This window comes from Mycoplana dimorpha (genome assembly GCF_003046475.1).
Classification (GTDB): Bacteria; Pseudomonadota; Alphaproteobacteria; order Rhizobiales; family Rhizobiaceae; genus Mycoplana; species Mycoplana dimorpha.
In genome coordinates, this window is sequence record NZ_PZZZ01000004.1 from 346,864 (window position 1) to 363,897 (window position 17,034).

At 64.0% G+C, this 17,034-nt stretch carries 17 protein-coding genes, 3 tRNA genes and 2 pseudogenes; 14 read left to right on the forward strand and 8 right to left on the reverse strand.

Annotated elements, in window-relative coordinates:
• The first annotated feature begins 46 nt into the window (after positions 1-46).
• On the forward strand, positions 47-220 hold the full coding sequence (locus C7449_RS21770; RefSeq protein WP_170115854.1) for a hypothetical protein: 174 nt from the start codon (positions 47-49) through the stop codon (positions 218-220).
• Between the two features lie 256 nt (positions 221-476).
• Here the strand turns inward: C7449_RS21770 and C7449_RS11785 are convergent, their stop codons facing one another.
• From C7449_RS11785 to C7449_RS11795, 3 genes are all read right to left on the reverse strand, one after another.
• Positions 477-1,514 carry a hypothetical protein gene (locus C7449_RS11785; RefSeq protein WP_108002983.1) on the reverse strand — a complete coding sequence of 346 codons (1,038 nt, stop codon included), beginning with the start codon at positions 1,512-1,514 and terminating at the stop codon, positions 477-479.
• A 276-nt stretch (positions 1,515-1,790) separates the two neighbouring features.
• Positions 1,791-1,864, reverse strand: a tRNA-Cys gene (locus C7449_RS11790).
• Between the two features lie 102 nt (positions 1,865-1,966).
• Entirely contained in the window at positions 1,967-2,251 is a 285-nt protein-coding gene (locus C7449_RS11795; protein WP_108002984.1) for a hypothetical protein, read from the reverse strand.
• Positions 2,252-2,414: 163 nt separating this feature from the next.
• On the opposite strand from C7449_RS11795, the gene C7449_RS11800 reads away from it, so the two are divergent.
• Positions 2,415-2,489 (forward strand) — tRNA-Asn (locus C7449_RS11800).
• An 88-nt stretch (positions 2,490-2,577) separates the two neighbouring features.
• Here the strand turns inward: C7449_RS11800 and C7449_RS11805 are convergent.
• A pseudogene (locus tag C7449_RS11805) lies at positions 2,578-2,835 on the reverse strand (DUF2934 domain-containing protein); the annotation flags it as partial.
• A gap of 27 nt (positions 2,836-2,862) precedes the next feature.
• Entirely contained in the window at positions 2,863-3,120 is a 258-nt protein-coding gene (locus C7449_RS11810; RefSeq protein WP_146165072.1) for a hypothetical protein, read from the reverse strand.
• On the opposite strand from C7449_RS11810, the gene C7449_RS11815 reads away from it, so the two are divergent.
• The 7 genes and pseudogenes from C7449_RS11815 to C7449_RS11840 all read left to right on the forward strand — a co-directional run bounded on the left by C7449_RS11815 (position 3,119) and on the right by C7449_RS11840 (position 9,846).
• Positions 3,119-4,576, forward strand: coding sequence for a cryptochrome/photolyase family protein (locus tag C7449_RS11815; RefSeq protein WP_108002987.1), 1,458 nt, complete (start codon positions 3,119-3,121; stop codon positions 4,574-4,576). The genes C7449_RS11810 and C7449_RS11815 overlap by 2 nt on opposite strands.
• A 141-nt stretch (positions 4,577-4,717) precedes the next feature.
• Complete coding sequence (locus C7449_RS11820; protein ID WP_108002988.1) at positions 4,718-5,758, forward strand: cysteine synthase A; 1,041 nt, start codon at positions 4,718-4,720, stop codon at positions 5,756-5,758.
• A 1-nt stretch (position 5,759) separates the two neighbouring features.
• Positions 5,760-6,512, forward strand: a complete 753-nt coding sequence (locus C7449_RS11825) for an alanyl-tRNA editing protein (RefSeq protein WP_108002989.1) — start codon at positions 5,760-5,762, stop codon at positions 6,510-6,512.
• 125 nt (positions 6,513-6,637) lie between these two features.
• A complete protein-coding gene (gene sseA / locus C7449_RS22070; protein ID WP_245414360.1) occupies positions 6,638-7,492 on the forward strand; it encodes a 3-mercaptopyruvate sulfurtransferase in 855 nt (284 codons plus the stop codon).
• Positions 7,493-7,496: 4 nt separating this feature from the next.
• Positions 7,497-8,063, forward strand: coding sequence for a GNAT family N-acetyltransferase (locus C7449_RS22075; protein ID WP_245414361.1), 567 nt, complete (start codon positions 7,497-7,499; stop codon positions 8,061-8,063).
• Between the two features lie 205 nt (positions 8,064-8,268).
• A complete protein-coding gene (locus C7449_RS11835; RefSeq protein WP_108002990.1) occupies positions 8,269-9,291 on the forward strand; it encodes a phosphotransferase in 1,023 nt (340 codons plus the stop codon).
• A gap of 91 nt (positions 9,292-9,382) precedes the next feature.
• Positions 9,383-9,846, forward strand: a pseudogene (locus C7449_RS11840) (DUF1203 domain-containing protein).
• Between the two features lie 181 nt (positions 9,847-10,027).
• On the opposite strand, the gene ald reads toward C7449_RS11840, so the two are convergent.
• Complete coding sequence (gene ald, locus C7449_RS11845) at positions 10,028-11,146, reverse strand: alanine dehydrogenase (protein WP_108002991.1); 1,119 nt, start codon at positions 11,144-11,146, stop codon at positions 10,028-10,030.
• 166 nt (positions 11,147-11,312) lie between these two features.
• Here ald and C7449_RS11850 point away from each other — a divergent pair, with 166 nt between their 5' ends.
• A complete protein-coding gene (locus C7449_RS11850; protein WP_108002992.1) occupies positions 11,313-11,774 on the forward strand; it encodes an Lrp/AsnC family transcriptional regulator in 462 nt (153 codons plus the stop codon).
• A 27-nt stretch (positions 11,775-11,801) separates the two neighbouring features.
• Here the strand turns inward: C7449_RS11850 and C7449_RS11855 are convergent, their stop codons facing one another.
• Positions 11,802-12,116, reverse strand: a complete 315-nt coding sequence (locus tag C7449_RS11855; protein ID WP_108002993.1) for an HlyU family transcriptional regulator — start codon at positions 12,114-12,116, stop codon at positions 11,802-11,804.
• A 52-nt stretch (positions 12,117-12,168) separates the two neighbouring features.
• Positions 12,169-13,413 carry a threonine ammonia-lyase gene (gene ilvA, locus C7449_RS11860; RefSeq protein ID WP_108002994.1) on the reverse strand — a complete coding sequence of 415 codons (1,245 nt, stop codon included), beginning with the start codon at positions 13,411-13,413 and terminating at the stop codon, positions 12,169-12,171.
• 119 nt (positions 13,414-13,532) lie between these two features.
• Here ilvA and C7449_RS11865 point away from each other — a divergent pair, with 119 nt between their 5' ends.
• The 4 genes from C7449_RS11865 to C7449_RS11880 all read left to right on the forward strand — a co-directional run bounded on the left by C7449_RS11865 (position 13,533) and on the right by C7449_RS11880 (position 17,026).
• Positions 13,533-14,987, forward strand: coding sequence for a TrkH family potassium uptake protein (locus tag C7449_RS11865; protein WP_108002995.1), 1,455 nt, complete (start codon positions 13,533-13,535; stop codon positions 14,985-14,987).
• 73 nt (positions 14,988-15,060) lie between these two features.
• Positions 15,061-15,645 (forward strand): hypothetical protein, encoded by a 585-nt coding sequence (locus tag C7449_RS11870; protein WP_108002996.1) that lies wholly within the window; start codon positions 15,061-15,063, stop codon positions 15,643-15,645.
• A gap of 177 nt (positions 15,646-15,822) precedes the next feature.
• Positions 15,823-15,907 (forward strand) — tRNA-Leu (locus C7449_RS11875).
• Positions 15,908-16,072: 165 nt separating this feature from the next.
• Complete coding sequence (locus C7449_RS11880) at positions 16,073-17,026, forward strand: metallophosphoesterase family protein (protein WP_108002997.1); 954 nt, start codon at positions 16,073-16,075, stop codon at positions 17,024-17,026.
• The last annotated feature ends 8 nt before the right edge of the window (positions 17,027-17,034 follow it).

A 17,034-nucleotide genomic window follows, 5' to 3' on the forward strand; every position in this document is an offset into this window, starting at 1 on the left:
CGACGATAAATTGCATCTGCCGCACACACCGGCATTGGAGGACGTCATGATCCATCGTGCCATGCTCATCACGCTTGCCCTCGCGCTCATCGCCCTGCCGGGATGCGCCACCACCGGCGCCGCCAACAACACGACCTACGCGCAGTACCAGGGCCCCTCGCCCGACGCCGAAATCACCGGAATGCGGTCCGGCACGATCAACGCGTCAGGTTATTATTGAGCGGTATCGGCTCCAGCCCTTAACGCGGTCGTGTGAAACATCGCGATTGTGTTTGGTCCTGTTTAGCGCATTGTTTCGCCCCGAAACCGCTCGAGGCTTTCCATTACAGCGCGTCTGCGTGGTCTACACAGCGCACTCAACGAGCATTCAGTCAGAACTTGAGGGCATGAAAGGCTCGCAGGAAAGCAAGAGCTGCGATCTCCTTCCAGTGCCAGACTCATTGGCTCGCCGCAAGCCACCCCCCCTAAACTGCCATTTATTGAGTGTATCCTGGAAAAGCCGCCCAGAAAAATGCCGCCAGCAGAACAAAGGCAACAACGTTGCGCCGAATTGTTTTCTTCGAGCCCACCAAATGCGCATGGTCGTTCTCCCCGCCAGGTAGATATCCCCGATTGATCATATCGACGTAATCGTCATAGCCTTCACCGTATAGTGATTGCCACTTAGCCTCGACCTGAGAGGGTGCGATCTGCCCTAGCACTTCGATTTCTTGAAGTTTGAGGAAGTTTCGGTACGGCATTTTGCAACGAGTGATTATGAAGTAACCCCAGCCCAACACTGAATTTGCAATTGCTCCGAACGCGACTACACGGCTGAACCAACTTATTCCTCCGTTTTTCCAAACGTCGATTGAAATCAGGATTCCAATAACAAAAAAGAGGATGACATAGAAAAACATAGCAAGAAGCCATCCAAGCGATATCAAATCAACAAGGCGGCTCTGAATCGGGGAAATCAACAGATGCGGAATTCTGGTCGGAAAGTACCGTGGATAATTTTCATGCCAAAAATATTTTGAGATATATATTGGCCTTAGCTGCTCAGGGTAATGATTATTAACAATATATTTTATGGTGCTTTCAAGCGTATAGACGTTATTTTGCGCTAGGAGAGATAGGGTACTGAGTAATCCACTAAAGAAAATCAGAAACTCTCTCACGCCTTTGATGTCACGGACGTCAACACCAGGGAGAGAAATCTTTACGCTTAGGGAAAAGTAATCAGCAGCAAGAAACGCAAAGATGACGAGGCTCGTCAGTACCAGGCGATTGGATCGCGCCAATGCCGCGTCCCTCGCAGGCAGCAGATCGTCGACCATCGCCTTATTGAGATCGAAGCCCGCCTCTTGCTCATAGTTTTGCAAATCGAGGCCAATGATCTCTCCGGGTGTCTTCCACTCGATTGGGAAGTTTCTACGAAAGCGCTGACGGTTTCGGCGTCTCCAGGCCGCAATTGCGATTGGGCGCCAGATTAGGATCCAGAGGCGCCGAGGGAGCGACCGTTTGTCGAGCATGAAGTCGTGTATCCTAGTTCATTCGTGCCTGCATCTGGGTGGTCAAAAAATCGCTTCGCGTGGCATATGCCTGCAAACGCCCTCTCCCCTTTAGACGCAACGTGCCACGATCCACTCGGGAATCAAGCTGGGATTGCCGCAGAAGCCTCAGGTAACAGAACAGCCAGACTGCATGAGAACCCAGATTGGGGCTCATCATGAGAACGCAATACGGAACAGCAAAAACCGCCTCCCCCAAAATGGAGGCAAGTTGCTAATTTGTCATAAAAAATTGGATGGAGGCCTCGCCCGGAATCGAACCGGGGTGCAAGGATTTGCAGTCCTCTGCGTAACCACTCCGCCACGAGGCCGTCCGTTTGCTTTAAAGCGAGTGGTGCCGGGCGTTTAGAACGGATTGAGAAACGGTGCAAGAGGCATTCGCCGCCGCGGCCACCTTTTCCCCGGCCGGCGGCCTATTTCCGGTAGCCGGCCTTGCGGTTCGCCCACCAGACCGCCAGCCTGCGGCGCTGGCGCCGCAGGAACGGGGAATCGTGCGACAGCAGCAGCACGCCGAGCGGAATCATCCAGAACCCCAGCACCGGCAGAAAGCCGAGCATGCCGCAGAAGACCAGCAGGACGCCGATCAACGTGCGCATCGCGCGCGACTGCGGCAGCTTCTGCCGGAACGAGCCGATGACGATCTCATGGGTGCGGTGATCGATGCCGAAGCGGGTTTTCGTCGTCTGTCTCGGTTTCATCGGTCCGTTCGCTGTTCAGAGATGCCGGAATTCCGGTCGCCCGCGCTGACATCTGGTCCTTTGTTGTGAGCCAATCAAGGAACAGGTGCACTTTTCTCAAAAAAGCGCTTGGCAAATCGGATTATGGTTTGTATGACGCCCTCACACCGCAGCGAGCGGATGATCCCTGGTAGCTCAGCGGTAGAGCATTCGACTGTTAATCGACAGGTCGCCGGTTCGAATCCGGCCCGGGGAGCCAGTTTCTTCAGCCAAGTTGCTGATTATCTTGAAGGAGCCGATCCAGCGATGGATCGGCTCCTTTCTTTTTCCGACACTGGTGCCACAAGCTACGGCTGCTCGCGGGTCCCGGGCGCCGCTTCGCGCTGGTCGGCGTCCTCGAGGTCCGTTTTCACGATGTAGGCGTCGCTGTGCTGGCGGACGGCCTCACGGACCGCCTCCAGGCTGGGAAGGTCGTCGCCCTCGATCTCGCCTTCGCCTTGATCGATTTCGCGGGCCGCCTGGAACCAATGCTGGTCGTGCCTGCCCTCCGGCTTGCCGGCGCGCTCCCAGAGCTCGTAGGCGCGCTTGCGGATTCTGTCTTCGCGGTCGTCTTCCACGGCGCTTTCTCCACTTCAGATCGAATGACGATGGGAAATGATATCCCTCGCCTCCAGAATGGGAAGGGCCGCGACCCCGAACAGCACGCATGCCCATTCGTCGTAACGAGGTTCATAAGCCTCGCGTTCCATGGCAAAAGATTGCATAACCACCGACCAGACCGGCACGCGCACTTGGCCGGCCTGATCAGACCATTCCAACACCGCCGGCGCCGCCTCCGATCGGGGCGAAAGGACGACCGGATCCGCTTGCATCAGGTGATTTGTTGCCATGACGCCCGCCTCCGAAGCAGCCGCACTGTCCCCGGTCATCGTCTGGTTCCGACGCGACCTGCGGCTTTCCGACAATCATGCCCTGGCGGCTGCGGTCTCCTCGGGCCGCCCCGTCATCGCGCTGTTCATTCTCGAATCGGGCAACGACGGCGCCCTGCCCTACGGCGCCGCGCAGGCGTGGTGGCTGCACCATTCGCTTGCCGCCCTGGCGAAGCGGATCGAGCACCTTGGCGGCCGGCTGGTGCTGCGGCGCGGCCCGGCAGCGGAGGCCCTGCCGGCGATCATCGGCGAAACCGGCGCGGCGGCGGTGCACTGGAACCGCCGCCACGACCCGGACGGCATTCGCATTGACAGCGCACTGAAGGCAACGTTTCGCGTCGACGGCATCGAGGTGCACAGCTTTGCCGGCCAGTTGCTCCACGATCCGTCGCGGCTGAAGACCGCAACCGGCGGCTCGTACAAGGTCTACACGCCCTTCTGGCGGGCGCTTTCTGCCGACGGCGGCCCCGATACGCCGATCGATGCGCCGAGCCATATCCAATCGCCGTCGAGCCCGCCGAGCAGCGATCGCCTCGAGGACTGGCGGCTGCTGCCGAAGAACCCCGACTGGGCGAGCCGGTTTGCGACCGTCTGGACACCCGGAGAGGAGGCGGCTCAGGAGAGGCTCAGGACCTTCGTCGAGCTAAGGCGCGACGGCTATGGCCACGACCGCGACTTTCCGGCGCTCGACGGCACCTCGCGGCTCTCGCCGCATCTCGCCTTCGGCGAAATCTCTCCGGCGCAGGCCTGGCAGGCCGCCTGGCTCGGCACGGGGACGGACGGCGGCGATGGCCCCGTCGCCTTCCGGAAGGAACTCGCTTGGCGCGACTTCTCCTATCATCTGCTGTTCCATTACCCGACGCTTGCCTCACAGGGGCTGGACCGCCGCTTCGACGCGTTCGAATGGCGGCAGGACGAGGCGGGCTTTCGCGCCTGGACCCGCGGGCACACCGGCTATCCGCTGGTCGATGCGGGCATGCGCCAGCTCTGGGTCGAAGGCTACATGCACAACCGGGTCCGGATGACCGCCGCCTCGTTCCTGATCAAGCACCTGTTGATCGACTGGCGCCGCGGCGAGGCCTGGTTCCGCGATACGCTGCTCGATGCGGACCCCGCCTCCAATGCGGCAAGCTGGCAGTGGGTGGCGGGCTGCGGCGCCGATGCGGCCCCCTTCTTCCGCATCTTCAACCCTGTTCTCCAGGGCGAGAAATTCGATTCGGACGGCGCCTATGTCCGGAAATACGTGCCGGAACTCGCGCGCCTTCCCGCCAGATACATCCACCGCCCCTTCGAGGCCCCGAAGGCGATCCTGCGTGAGGCCGGCGTGAGCCTCGGACAGACCTATCCGGAGCCCATCGTCGAGCATCGGGCGGCACGCGACCGCGCCCTGGCGGCATTCGCGGCGATCAAGGGGTAAAAGGCCGAACGGCGCGCGCCAAGCCATGCGAAAAAATGCCCTCATGGCGCTTGCCGCGGGAACAGTATTTCTTGCAAACCATTGCTTGCGGTCCGAAAAGGCGCTGCCTAATCTAAATGCAAAGTGAAAGGTCCGCAGGCCATGGCTACTCTCCCCTCGGTGTTGGATGCAATCGGCAACACGCCGCTGATTCGCCTGAAGGGCGCCTCCGAGGCGACCGGCTGCACTATTCTCGGCAAGGCGGAGTTCCTCAATCCGGGCCAGTCGGTCAAGGATCGCGCGGCTCTGGCGATCATCCGGGCGGCAGAAGAAGCCGGGCAATTGCGACCGGGCGGGGTGATCGTCGAAGGCACGGCCGGCAACACCGGCATCGGCTTGGCCCTGGTGGCGCAGGCGCTCGGCTATCGCACCGTGATCGTCATTCCGGAAACCCAGAGCCAGGAGAAGAAGGATGCGCTCAGGCTGCTGGGCGCCGAGCTCGTCGAGGTGCCGGCGGTTCCCTACAAGAACCCCAACAATTATGTGAAGCTCTCCGGCCGGCTTGCCGAAGAGCTCGCCCGCACCGAGCCGAACGGCGCGATCTGGGCCAACCAGTTCGACAACGTGGCAAACCGGAACGCCCATATCGAGACGACCGCCCCCGAGATCTGGCGCGACACCGACGGCAAGGTCGACGGCTTCATCTGCGCCGTCGGCTCCGGCGGCACGCTGGCCGGCGTCGCTGCCGGTCTGCGGGCGAAAAATCCGAACATCAAGATCGGTCTTGCCGATCCGGAGGGCGCCGCCCTCTACAACTATTATGCACACGGCGAGTTGAAGGCCTCCGGCAGCTCGATCACCGAGGGCATCGGACAGGGGCGGATCACCGCCAACCTGGAGGGGTTTGTGCCTGACTTCTCCTATCTGATACCCGATTTGGAGGCGGTGCCGCTGGTCTTCGACCTGATCGAGCATGAGGGTCTGTGCGTCGGCGGCTCGACCGGCATCAATATCGCCGGCGCCATCCGGCTCGCCCGCGACCTTGGTCCCGGTCACACCATCGTGACGATCCTCTGCGACTATGGTAACCGCTACCAGTCGAAACTCTTCAATCCGGACTTCCTCGAGTCGAAGGGCCTGCCAGCGCCGGCATGGCTGACCAAGACCTCGACGATCAAGGTCCCCTACCAGGCAGTCGATTGACATGAGCAGGCCCGTTGCCGCCCTCTTTCGTGACGATTTCTACCTTTCCACCGCCGAAGCGGTGGTGACGGCGGTCCACGCAGATGGCGGCATCGAGCTGGACCAGACCTGCTTCTATGCGGCCTCCGGCGGCCAGCCCGGCGACACCGGCTTCCTGGAGCGGGCCGACGGCAGCCGCATCGTGCTCGGCCCGACCGTGCACGGCGCGACGAAGGACATCATCCTGCACCGGCCGCAGGAAGGCTCGATCCTCCCGGTGGTCGGCGAGAAGCTCGTGCTTCACATCGACTGGCCGCGCCGCTACCGGCTGATGCGCATGCACACGGCCTGCCATCTGCTCTCGGTCGTCTGCCCCTTTCCGATCACCGGGGCGGCAGTCGGCGAAGAGGAAAGCCGCGTCGACTTCGACATGAGCGAGACGATCGACAAGGACGAGGTCTCGGCGCGGCTGATGCAACTGGTGGAGGAAAACCATCCGGTTTACGTCCAGTGGATCACCGACGAGGAGCTTGCCGCCAATCCGGGGATCGTGAAGTCGAAGAACGTCCGCCCGCCGATGGGGCTCGGCCGCGTCAGCCTCGTCTGCATCGGCAAGGATGCCGCCGTCGATAGCCAGCCCTGCGGTGGAACGCACGTGTCCGAGACGCAGGAAGTGGGGGCGATCCACATTTCGAGGATAGAGAAGAAGGGCAGGGAAAACCGGCGTTTCCGCATCCAGTTCGGAACGCCGGCATCGTCCACCCAGACGGCTTGATGCTGCCGTGACGGCCTGGCCCCGCGGGCGCGGGCCGGTGAGAGACAAGGCGCGCTTCGGCGCAGAAGAATGAGGGTGGCCGGCTTCCGCCGCGGGCACCGCCCGGATGTTGAGGAGCAGCACTCGTGACCAACGCCAGAAGCAAGTTCGTCGTCAGCGCCGACTGGGTGGAAAAGCAGCTCGGCGCCCCGGAATTCCGGATCATCGATGCCTCGTGGTATTTGCCGGCGCAGAACCGCAACGGTCCCCTGGAATATTCGGAAGGGCATCTCCCGGGGGCGGTGTTCTACGACCAGGACGCCATTGCCGATTTGTCCACCGGCCTGCCCCACAGCATCCCCTCGCCTGTGGATTTCGCGACGGCCATGGAGAAGCTCGGCATCTCCGACACCGGCACGATCGTCGTCTACGACGGGCCCGGCCTGTTCAGCGCCGCGCGCGTCTGGTGGCTGTTGCGCACCATGGGTGCCGAAAACGTCTTTGTGCTGGACGGCGGCCTTGACGGCTGGAAAAGGGCGGGCCGGCCGCTGCAGACGGACCTTCCGGAGCCGGCGCCCGGGCATTTTCGCCCGCGCTTTAACCCGGCCGCGGTCGTCTCCTTCGACGATATGCACGGCATCGTCTCCTCCGGTTCACGCCAGATCGCCGATGCCCGCGGTGCCGGTCGCTTTACCGGCGAGGAGCCCGAACCGCGCGCCGGCATGCGTTCCGGCCACATGCCAGGCGCCCGCAACCTGCCCTCCGCCGTCTTTTCCGTCGACGGCCGGCTGAAGGACCTGGACGCGCTGCGGGCCACCTTCGCCGAGGCTGGTATCGACCTCACCGCACCGGTCGTGACCACCTGCGGCTCCGGAATCACCGCCGCGATCATCACTCTTGCGCTCCACTCGCTGGGGCACGAGGACAACGCGCTCTACGACGGCTCCTGGGCGGAATGGGGCGGCCGGCCGGATACGCCGGTGGTCACCGGACGGGACTGACGCCATGACCACGACGGGCCAGATTGCGCCGCTGCCGGTGCACATTACCGAGTTGCGCATGACCGCGCCGCCCAAGCAGAGCCTGCCGGTCCCGGTCAACATCCAGACGGCGATCATGCGTGTGTCCGGAATTCCGCCCGCCTTCTACCGCTTTCTATACACCCAGGTTGGCCGTCGCTGGCACTGGGTCGAGCGTCTGCGAATGGACGACCAGGCGCTTGCCGCGATCCTCGACGACAAGCGCACGAACGTCACCGTGCTCTATGTCGACGGGGCGCCGGCCGGTTTCTTCGAACTGTTCCAGCACGATTTGGACACGACGGAACTCGTCCACTTCGGACTGTTCGAACACGCGCTCGGGCTCGGGCTTGGCAAGTGGTTCCTGCTGCAGGCCCTCTATGCCGCCTGGGCAACGGAGCCGAAGGTGCTGACGGTCACCACCAACAATCTCGACCACCCCCGAGCGCTGCAGCTCTACCAGATGTTCGGCTTCTCCCCCGTCTGCACGCGCGACGCCACGATCCTTCCGCTTTCGGATGCGGAATTGCTCGAACTCGCCCGCCGCGGCTGACGTTCCGCCCAGGCTTTTACGTCTTTGGTTCGAAAACGTGACCGGCTCCGGCTCGCAGGGCTTGTCTCACCGTCACTCGAACGGTCGATAGGCGTGGCGGCATGTCCGGTCTGGAAACGATCGGGTTTGGGCCATAAGCTCCGTTCACGGCTCTTTAGCTGCGCGACCGGGGCCGCTGCAGATTGGCTCGGGACCTTTGCTTCGCATGACGACTTGCCATCCAAGCATCAGCGAACTGCTTGCCGGTGATGCCGCCGTGCTCCACACCAAATGGCGACTGCGCCTGCAGAAGCGCATCGTGGAACTAAACGGCCGAAAATATGTGCTCTACCGCTTCCGCAGCAAGCGCGCCAGGCTCCGGTTCGAAGACACGATCAGACGGCTGGAGCAGGCAGGCATCTCCGTCCAGTCGATCTGCGCGCATACCGCGACGAACGGCGAATATCTGCGGCACGGTCACTGGGTCGCCCTGTCCTATCTGCCGGGAGAACCCATCGGCAAGCAGGCGAACCGTTCAACCCTGGTCTCGCTCGGCCAAACCATGGCCCGGCTCAACGCCATCGAGGGACCAGCCCGGACTGCGCTTTTCGGGGCGAGGCGTCCGGTGCTGCCGCACCGGACCTATCTCGCCCGCGACACGCAGCTGACCGACGCCCAGCGGTGTTGGGTGCGCAAGAGCCAGGCGCGGCTGGAGGGCCTCGCCGGCACCCAGCTGACGCACGGCGATCTGTTCGGCGGCAACATCATCCGGAACAGCAACCGCTCCGTCAGCCTGATCGACTACGAGCTGCTCGCCCATGATCTCGCCGGCATCGAGCTGGCCGCAACGCTGTTGCGGCCCTTCTGCCGGAAGGACAAGCGGCGGCGGATCCTCGTTTCGGCCTATCTCGCCGCGTGCCCCCCGGAGTTGGAGCAGGTCTGGCGCGTCCATGGCCGCGATTTCCTCTTTGCCGCCGCAGCGCGCCTGGCGCTGGCTCGGCAGGACCGGGTGCGGCACGTCACGCGGCTGGATCGCCTCCTGGCAGTCCGCGGGCTTTTTTCCCGAGCCGACAAGAAATCCGCCCGCCGCCACGCGGCGAACCTCGCCGTCATCCGCTCGGCGCAGCGCAACGAGGCCTATTATGTCGGCGTGGCGCGCGCGCTGATCGACCTGTGCATGGCCGATCCGGACATGGATCCGCTGGACCTTCTCCGCTTGTGCAGCGAGCGTCGGGCCCGGCTCCGCTGACATTTGCGCAGGATGCATGCCCGACGGAAATCGGGTGGCGCGCAAGGCATTCTCCGGCGATGGTTCTTCGCATTGAAACGGAGAGCCCTCGATGACCATCCGCTACCGTCCCATCCCGACAGAAACCGCCGCCGACCTCTGGAACGGCGGCACCGATGCATACGGATGCAGCCCGAACGCCGCGTCTCGGACGGCGACGGCGTGCCCTGCCGGCACTGCCTCGACATGGTGCCGGCCGGGGCCGCCTACCTGGTGCTGGCGCATCGGCCGTTCCCTGCCCTGCAGCCCTACGCCGAGACCGGCCCGATCTTCCTGCACGCCGAGCCCTGCCGTCCGTTTTCCGGGTCCGGCATGCCGCCCATGCTCGACAGCAGCGATTATATCGTGCGCGGCTATGATGCCGCCGACCGGATCGTCTACGGGACCGGGGCGGTGACGCCGACGCCGGAGATCGCCGCCTATGCGGAGACGCTGCTGGCGCGTCCCGACATCGCCTATGTCCATGTCCGCTCGGCCCGCAACAACTGCTACCAATGCCGAATCGAGCGGGCCTGACGCAACCGCGATGCCGCGGCGCCAGCGCACGGGCGGCCCGACAGGTGGCATTTTCTCGCATGAAGGTGCGCAGGCCCCAAGCAGACCCCACAAGGCCGCTAAGGGTGTGCGGGCGGGCGGCCGGCGCTTCCCGGACGGCGAACTGGCATCCCCATCCGACCCGCCAGCTCTTCCTTCGACGTCACGCCACGTTGAGTGCGGCCTCCGGCGTGGACATCTCGTAGCCGAGCGCCTCGGCCACGGCACTGTTGGTGATGCGGCCGCGGTGGACATTGAGGCCGGCGCGCAGGTGGCGGTCCTCGGCGATCGCCTTCAATCCCCGGTCGGCCAGCTGCAGCCCGTAGTGCAGCGTCGCGTTGTTGAGCGCGTGGGTCGAGGTGATCGGCACGGCCCCCGGCATGTTGGCGACGCAATAGTGGATCACGCCGTCCACCTCGTAGGTCGGATCGGAATGGGTGGTGGCATGCGAGGTCTCGAAGCAGCCGCCCTGGTCGATCGCCACGTCGACGATGACGGCACCCCGCTTCATGCCCGACAACATTTCGCGCGTGACGAGCTTGGGTGCTGCGGCCCCCGGAATCAGCACGGCACCGATGACGAGGTCGGCGGCGAAGACCTCCTCCTCGATCGCGTCGATCGTCGAAAGGCGCGTATGGACCCGGCCCTTGAAGAAGTCGTCGAGCTGGCGCAGGCGCGGGATCGAGCGATCGAGGATGGTGACGTCCGCTCCGAGTCCGACCGCCATCTCGGCCGCATGCAGCCCGACGACGCCGCCGCCGAGGATGGCGACCTTCGCCGGCACCACGCCCGGCACGCCGCCGAGCAGGATGCCGCGGCCGCCATTGACCTTCTGCAGCGCGGTCGCGCCGGCCTGGATCGACAGCCGGCCGGCGACCTCTGACATCGGCGCCAGCAGCGGCAGCCCGCCGCGGTCGTCGGTCACGGTCTCGTAGGCGACGGCCGTCACGCCGGACTTGAGGAGCCCTTCGGTCTGGGCCGGGTCGGGGGCGAGATGAAGATAGGCGTAGAGTATCTGGCCCTCCCGGAGCTGCGCCCATTCGTTCGGCTGCGGCTCCTTGACCTTGACGACCATGTCCGACTTCTCGAAGACCTCCTTGGCCGCGGCGACGATCCGGGCGCCGGCGGCGCGGTAGGCATCGTCATCGGCGCCGATTCCGGCGCCGGCCCTGGTCTCGATGATGACCTCGTGTCCATGGGCAACGTATTCACGCACCGAGCCCGGCGTCAGGCCGACTCGATATTCATGGTTTTTGATTTCCTTCGGGCAACCGACACGCATCTTTGCGTTCCTCTCTCCGTCTGGTGCCAATCATCAGTCCGCCACTCCCTGCGGGCCTGAAATTGGAACAGAAGTCCTGCGCAATGTCCTTGCGAAGAACACTGGAGAAGAACCGATTGTTCGCTTATTCTTGCATTGAAACTGCCTCTTTTCGAAGGAAACCGGATTGGGCACGCTGGATTCGATAGATGCTGCGATGCTGCGCATCCTCCAGCAGGACGGCCGCATCTCGAATGCCGAACTCGCCGAGCGGGTGGGGCTATCGCCGTCGGCCTGCTCGCGCCGCCTCGACCTATTGGAAAAGTCCGGGGTGATCGGCGGCTACCATGCGCACCTGTCGCCGAAGGCGCTCGGCTACACGATGATCGCCATCGTGCACATTTCGCTGTCGGGCCAGTTCGCCAAGACGCTGGCGGAGTTCGAAGCGGCGGTGAAACTCTGTCCGAACGTGCTGGTCTGCTACCTGATGTCGGGCGAATACGACTACATCCTGCGCGTCGCCGCCAAGGACCTCGCCGACTACGAGCGCATCCATCGCGACTGGCTATCAGCGCTGCCACACGTGGTGAAGATCAATTCCAGCTTCGCGCTGCGCGAGATCATCGACCGGCCGAACGTCGGCATCTGACCCGGCAGCGTCGCGACGGTTATTCGCTCAGACCGGCCGCGACGGCTCGCCATCGGAAAACAGCGAGGCCCCGTGCTGGTCGACGATCTGGCGGCCCTTGCGGAAGGCGGCAGAAACCGCATCGTCGCGAACGGAGAACATATCCGCACGAATGAACGTGCGCACCAGAACGACCTCGCCGTCCTGCCGCTCGATCCGCCCCGCGAGGCGGAATTGCGATCCTTCCGCCATGGGAGTCGCGATGAGGACGAGGTCGTTGTAGACCTCTTTTTCCTCCGGCGCCGCGGGAGCCGTCCCGGCCTTGTCCGACCGTCCGAAAAGTCTTGAAAGAAACGATGCCATGGCCGAGTGGTAACACAGCTTGCCGGCCTGTCAACGGGCGGCATGTATCACTTCAGATGATCAGGTTCGACAGGATCTCATTTTCGGTGATGTCCTGGTAGCGCAGGCCGGCGTGATCAAACGCGTTCTTGAGCACGACGAAATTGTCCGGCGACTTCGTCTCGATGCCGATCAGGATGGAACCGAAGTTGCGCGCCGACTTTTTCAGGTACTCGAAGCGGGAAATGTCGTCCTCCGGCCCCAGCAGGTTGAGGAAGTCGCGCAGGGCGCCTGGCCGCTGCGCCATCCGCAGGATGAAGTACTTCTTCAAACCGCGATGGCGCATCGCCCGCTCCTTGACGTCGGGCAGCCGCTCGAAGTCGAAGTTGCCGCCGGAGACGACGGCGACCACCGTGCGGCCCTGCAGCCGCTCGCGTCCCAGCGCCTCCAGCGCGGTGATCGACAGCGCGCCGGCCGGCTCCAGCACCACGCCTTCGACGTTGAGCATGTCGACGATCGTCACGCAGATCGCGTTTTCGGAGAGCAGCATGACCTGCTCGGCCTTGAATTTGCGCAGCGCGGCAAAGTTCAGGTCGCCGATCCGGCCGACCGCGGCGCCGTCGACAAAATTGTCGACCTGATCGAGCGTGACGACGCTGCCCGCCTCCAGGCTGCGTCGCAGGCTCGGAGCGCCTTCGGGCTCGCTGAACAGGAACGCGTCATCGGCGACATCTCCGGCCAGATAGCCGGTGACGCCGGCCGCCAGTCCGCCGCCGCCGACCGGCAGCACGACGAGATCGGGCCGCGCGCCGCCCAGTTGCGCGACGATCTCGGCTGCGACCGTCGCCTGCCCCTCGATGATGTCCGGATCGTCGAAGGGCGGCACCATGATGGCGGCGGTGTCGCGCGCATGGTCCTGCGCGGCCTGGTAGCACTGGTCGAAAATATCGCCGACGAGACGGATCTGCACGAAGTCGCCGCCAAACGTCCGCGTTTTGTCGATCTTCTGCTGCGGCGTCGTCACCGGCATGAACACCGTGCCCGGCACGCCGAAATGGCGGCAGACGAAGGCGAAACCCTGCGCGTGATTGCCGGCGGAGGCACAGACGAACGACTTGCCTACGCCGCCGCCGCCAACGATCTTGCGGAAAAAGTTGAAGGCGCCGCGGATCTTGTAGGAGCGAACGGGAGAGAGGTCCTCGCGCTTCAGGTAAACCTGCGCACCGTAACGGGCGCTGAGGTGCTCGTTGAGCTGCAGCGGGGTTTCGGGGAAAAGCGTGCGCACGGCTTCGGTGGCACGTTCGACGTCCTGTTTCATGGGCTGCCGCCGTCCTTGAGTTTGCGGGTGGCACTCGCTATTGCATATCGCGGCCGCGGAGGCCACCCGCTCCCTTCGATTCGGATCGTGTACGGGACGCCAAGCAGAACGAGACGACCTTGAACGCCACGATCTATCGCTCCGCCATCCATATCGCCGCCATCTGTGGACTGTACCTCTCGCTTGCGATGCTGGTGCCGTTCGTGGTGGACCTCTACTATGGCCATCCCGACTGGAAGGTTTTTCTGGTTTCGGCCGCAATCGTGGGCGGCTTCTCGCTGATCGCCGCGGCGGCGACCTACGCCGGTCCGCCGCCGTTCAACAAGAAGATGGGCTTCTTGCTCGTCAACCTGCTCTGGGCGGTGTTCGCGCTGGGCGGCGCCATCCCGCTCTGGCTGTCGTCGATGAACCTCGACTTCTCGAAGGCGCTGTTCGAATCGGTCTCGGCGATCACCACCACCGGCTCGACGGTGATCGTCGGCCTCGACCACGCCCCGCCGGGCATCCTGATGTGGCGTTCGCTGCTGCACTGGCTCGGCGGCATCGGCATCGTCGCCGTCGGGCTGTTCGTCATGCCCTACCTGCGCGTCGGCGGCATGTCGTTCTTCAAGATGGAATCGTCCGAGACGAACGAAAAACCGTTCGCGCGCATCGCCACCTACACCCGCGCCTTCATCGTCGTCTATGTTGGCATCACCCTGGTCTGCGCGATCACCTACGCCACGCTCGGCATGAGCCGGTTCGACGCCATCAACCATGCGATGTCGACGGTGGCGACCGGCGGATTTTCGACGCACGACGCATCCTTCGGCTATTTCAAGAGCCTGCCGATCCTCTGGGCGGCCACCTTCTTCATGACGCTTTGCAGCCTGCCCTTCTCGATCCTGATCGTGCTGATGGTGCGCGGGCGGCTGGACGCGCTGCGCGATCCGCAGATCTTCGTCTTCCTGGGCTATCTCACCCTCTTCTCGATCGCCGCGGCCGTCTACCACCGGCTCGCCAACGGCGTCGAATTCCACCAGGCGGTGACGCACGCCTTCTTCTCGATGGCGTCGATCCTCTCGACGACCGGGGCTGCGAGCGAGGATTACACGCTCTGGGGGCCGTTCGTGGTGGTGCTGGCCTTCTTCGCCACCTTCCTGGGCGGCTGCTCCGGTTCGACCGCCGGCGGCATCAAGGCCTACCGCTTCGTCATCATCTTCAGCTCGATCCGCGCCGGCCTCTACAAGCTGATCTATCCGAACGGCATCCACGCCGTCCGCTATGGCAGCGCCACGGTCGACCAGGACACGCAGCGGACGGTCTTCCTGTTCTTCTGCACCTATCTCATGCTGTGGGTGATCGGCAGCCTGGCGCTCGGCGCCCTCGGCCACGACGTGCTGACGGCGGTCTCCTCCGTCGTCACGGCCCTGTCGAATGTCGGCCCGGGCATCGGCCCGGTCGTCGGCCCGGCCGGGAACTTCTCCACATTCGGCGATGCATCGCTGTACATCCTGTCGCTGATGATGCTGCTCGGCCGTCTCGAGGTGCTGACCGTGCTGGTGGTCCTGACGCCGCTGTTCTGGAAAAGCTGAGAACACCCGTCCTTGACGGCCCCTCGACGTCTCGCGCATCCTCTAAAAAGGGGATGATCCGTCGGGAGGACAGATGCCTACGAGGTCTTTTGCATCCGCGCTATCGCTTGCCGCAGCACTCGCCCTGCTTGCCGCTCCCGCCGGCGCCGGCCCGCTGGTGGACGCCGCCACCCGGGCCGAGCAGCTGGCGAACGGCGGCAATCCGGTCGGCGCGCACGACGTGCTGCGCGACGCCTTCGGCACCTTTTCTTCCACCCTGCCGTTCTCGATCGGCCGGGCGACCTTCGTTACCGAAGCGCCGCAAGGCTACGGCATGTACGAGCCGCGGCTGAACACCGTCTACAAGCCCGGCGAGCCGCTGATCTCCTATGTCGAGCCGGTCGGCCTCAGTTGGCGGCCGGTCGACGAGGGCCGGCTCGAGGCGCAGTTCACCGTCGACCTCGAACTTCTGAACGGCAAGGGCGACACGCTCGCCGAGCAGAAGGCCTTCGGCTCGTTCACCTTCCGCGGCTTCGTCCGCAACCAGGAAGTCTTCGCCAAGCTGACGCTCAACGTCGAGGGCCCGCCGGCCGGCGACTACGTGCTGCGCTACCGCTTCCGCGACGGCATCAGCGGCGCCGTCGCCCTGTCGGACCAAAAATTTTCGATCGCGCCGTGACAGGGACGCCCTGGCGGCCGTGCCACCGCAGCCATCTCGGATCGGCTCGCGTCCGGCGCCGGGCGCAGGTCCACGGCGCCTTGCCCGACCACCTTTGCGATCGCCGATCCCGATCACCGGCCAAAAGTGCGATGCCCCCTTGATCGGCCCCCAAACCTCCGTTACCGACGCATGCAGGCGGACGTGGCGAAACTGGTAGACGCAAGGGACTTAAAATCCCTCGGAGTGATCCGTACGGGTTCGACCCCCGTCGTCCGCACCACTTCAACATCATGGGCAGACATGTCCGCGGATCCACGATGGACAGCCTCCAGCGGCCAAGTTTCTCCCGCGCCCCGGCTCACAAGAAAGTGAGCGCTTCCCCAGAATAAGCGCGCAGCTTCCTCGGTCTCCTCCTCGAACGACGACGTTCGGAAGGAGAACGGACATGCGCAAGGACGAACAAGAGACCGATACCGGCTTCGTGCTGACGCGCCGGCATGCGCTCGAATGCATGGTGTGGGCGGGAACGGGCGTGCTGTGGACCGTCTCGGGCGGCATCCCCAAGTCGCTCGGCTTGCTCGATGCGGCCAGGGCCGCAGAAGCCGCGCAAGGGGCGATGACCTTCCTGCAGATCTCGGACAGCCATATCGGCTTCGACAAGGAAGCCAGTGTCACCGCCGTCGATACGCTGACCGAGGCGATCGACAGGGTCAAGGCGCTTCCGGTGAAGCCCGCCTTCATGATCCACACGGGCGACATCACCCATCTGTCCAAGGCCGGTGAATTCGACGATGCCGCCCGCATCATCGGCAGCACCGGACTGGAGGTCTTCTATGTCCCCGGCGAGCACGACCTGATCGATCCGGAACAGGGCAAGGCCTATCTCGATCGCTACGGAAAGGGAACGCACGGTGCGGGCTGGCATTCATTCGACCGCGACGGGGTCCATTTCATCGGGCTGGTCAATGTCTTCGATCTCAAGGCCGGGGGCCTCGGCAATCTCGGCGCCGAGCAACTCGCCTGGCTGAAGAGCGACCTCGACGGGCGCCCGGCCTCCACACCCATCGTCGTCTTCGCCCATATCCCGCTGTGGTCGATTTATCCGCAATGGGGCTGGGGCACCGAGGACGCCGCGCAAGCACTGACGCTGCTCCGGCGCTTCGGATCCGTGACCGTTCTCAACGGCCACATCCACCAGATCATGCAGAAGGTGGAGGGCAACATGGTCTTCCATACCGCCCGCTCGACGGCCTTTCCGCAACCGCAACCTGGCAGAGCCGACAAGCCCGGCCCCATGATCGTGCCGGCTGACCAGTTGCGCTCGATGCTGGGCCTGACCTCCGTCGATTTCACGGTCGGCGAGGAGAGGCTCGCGATCACCGATACCACGCTCGCATGAGTACGCCG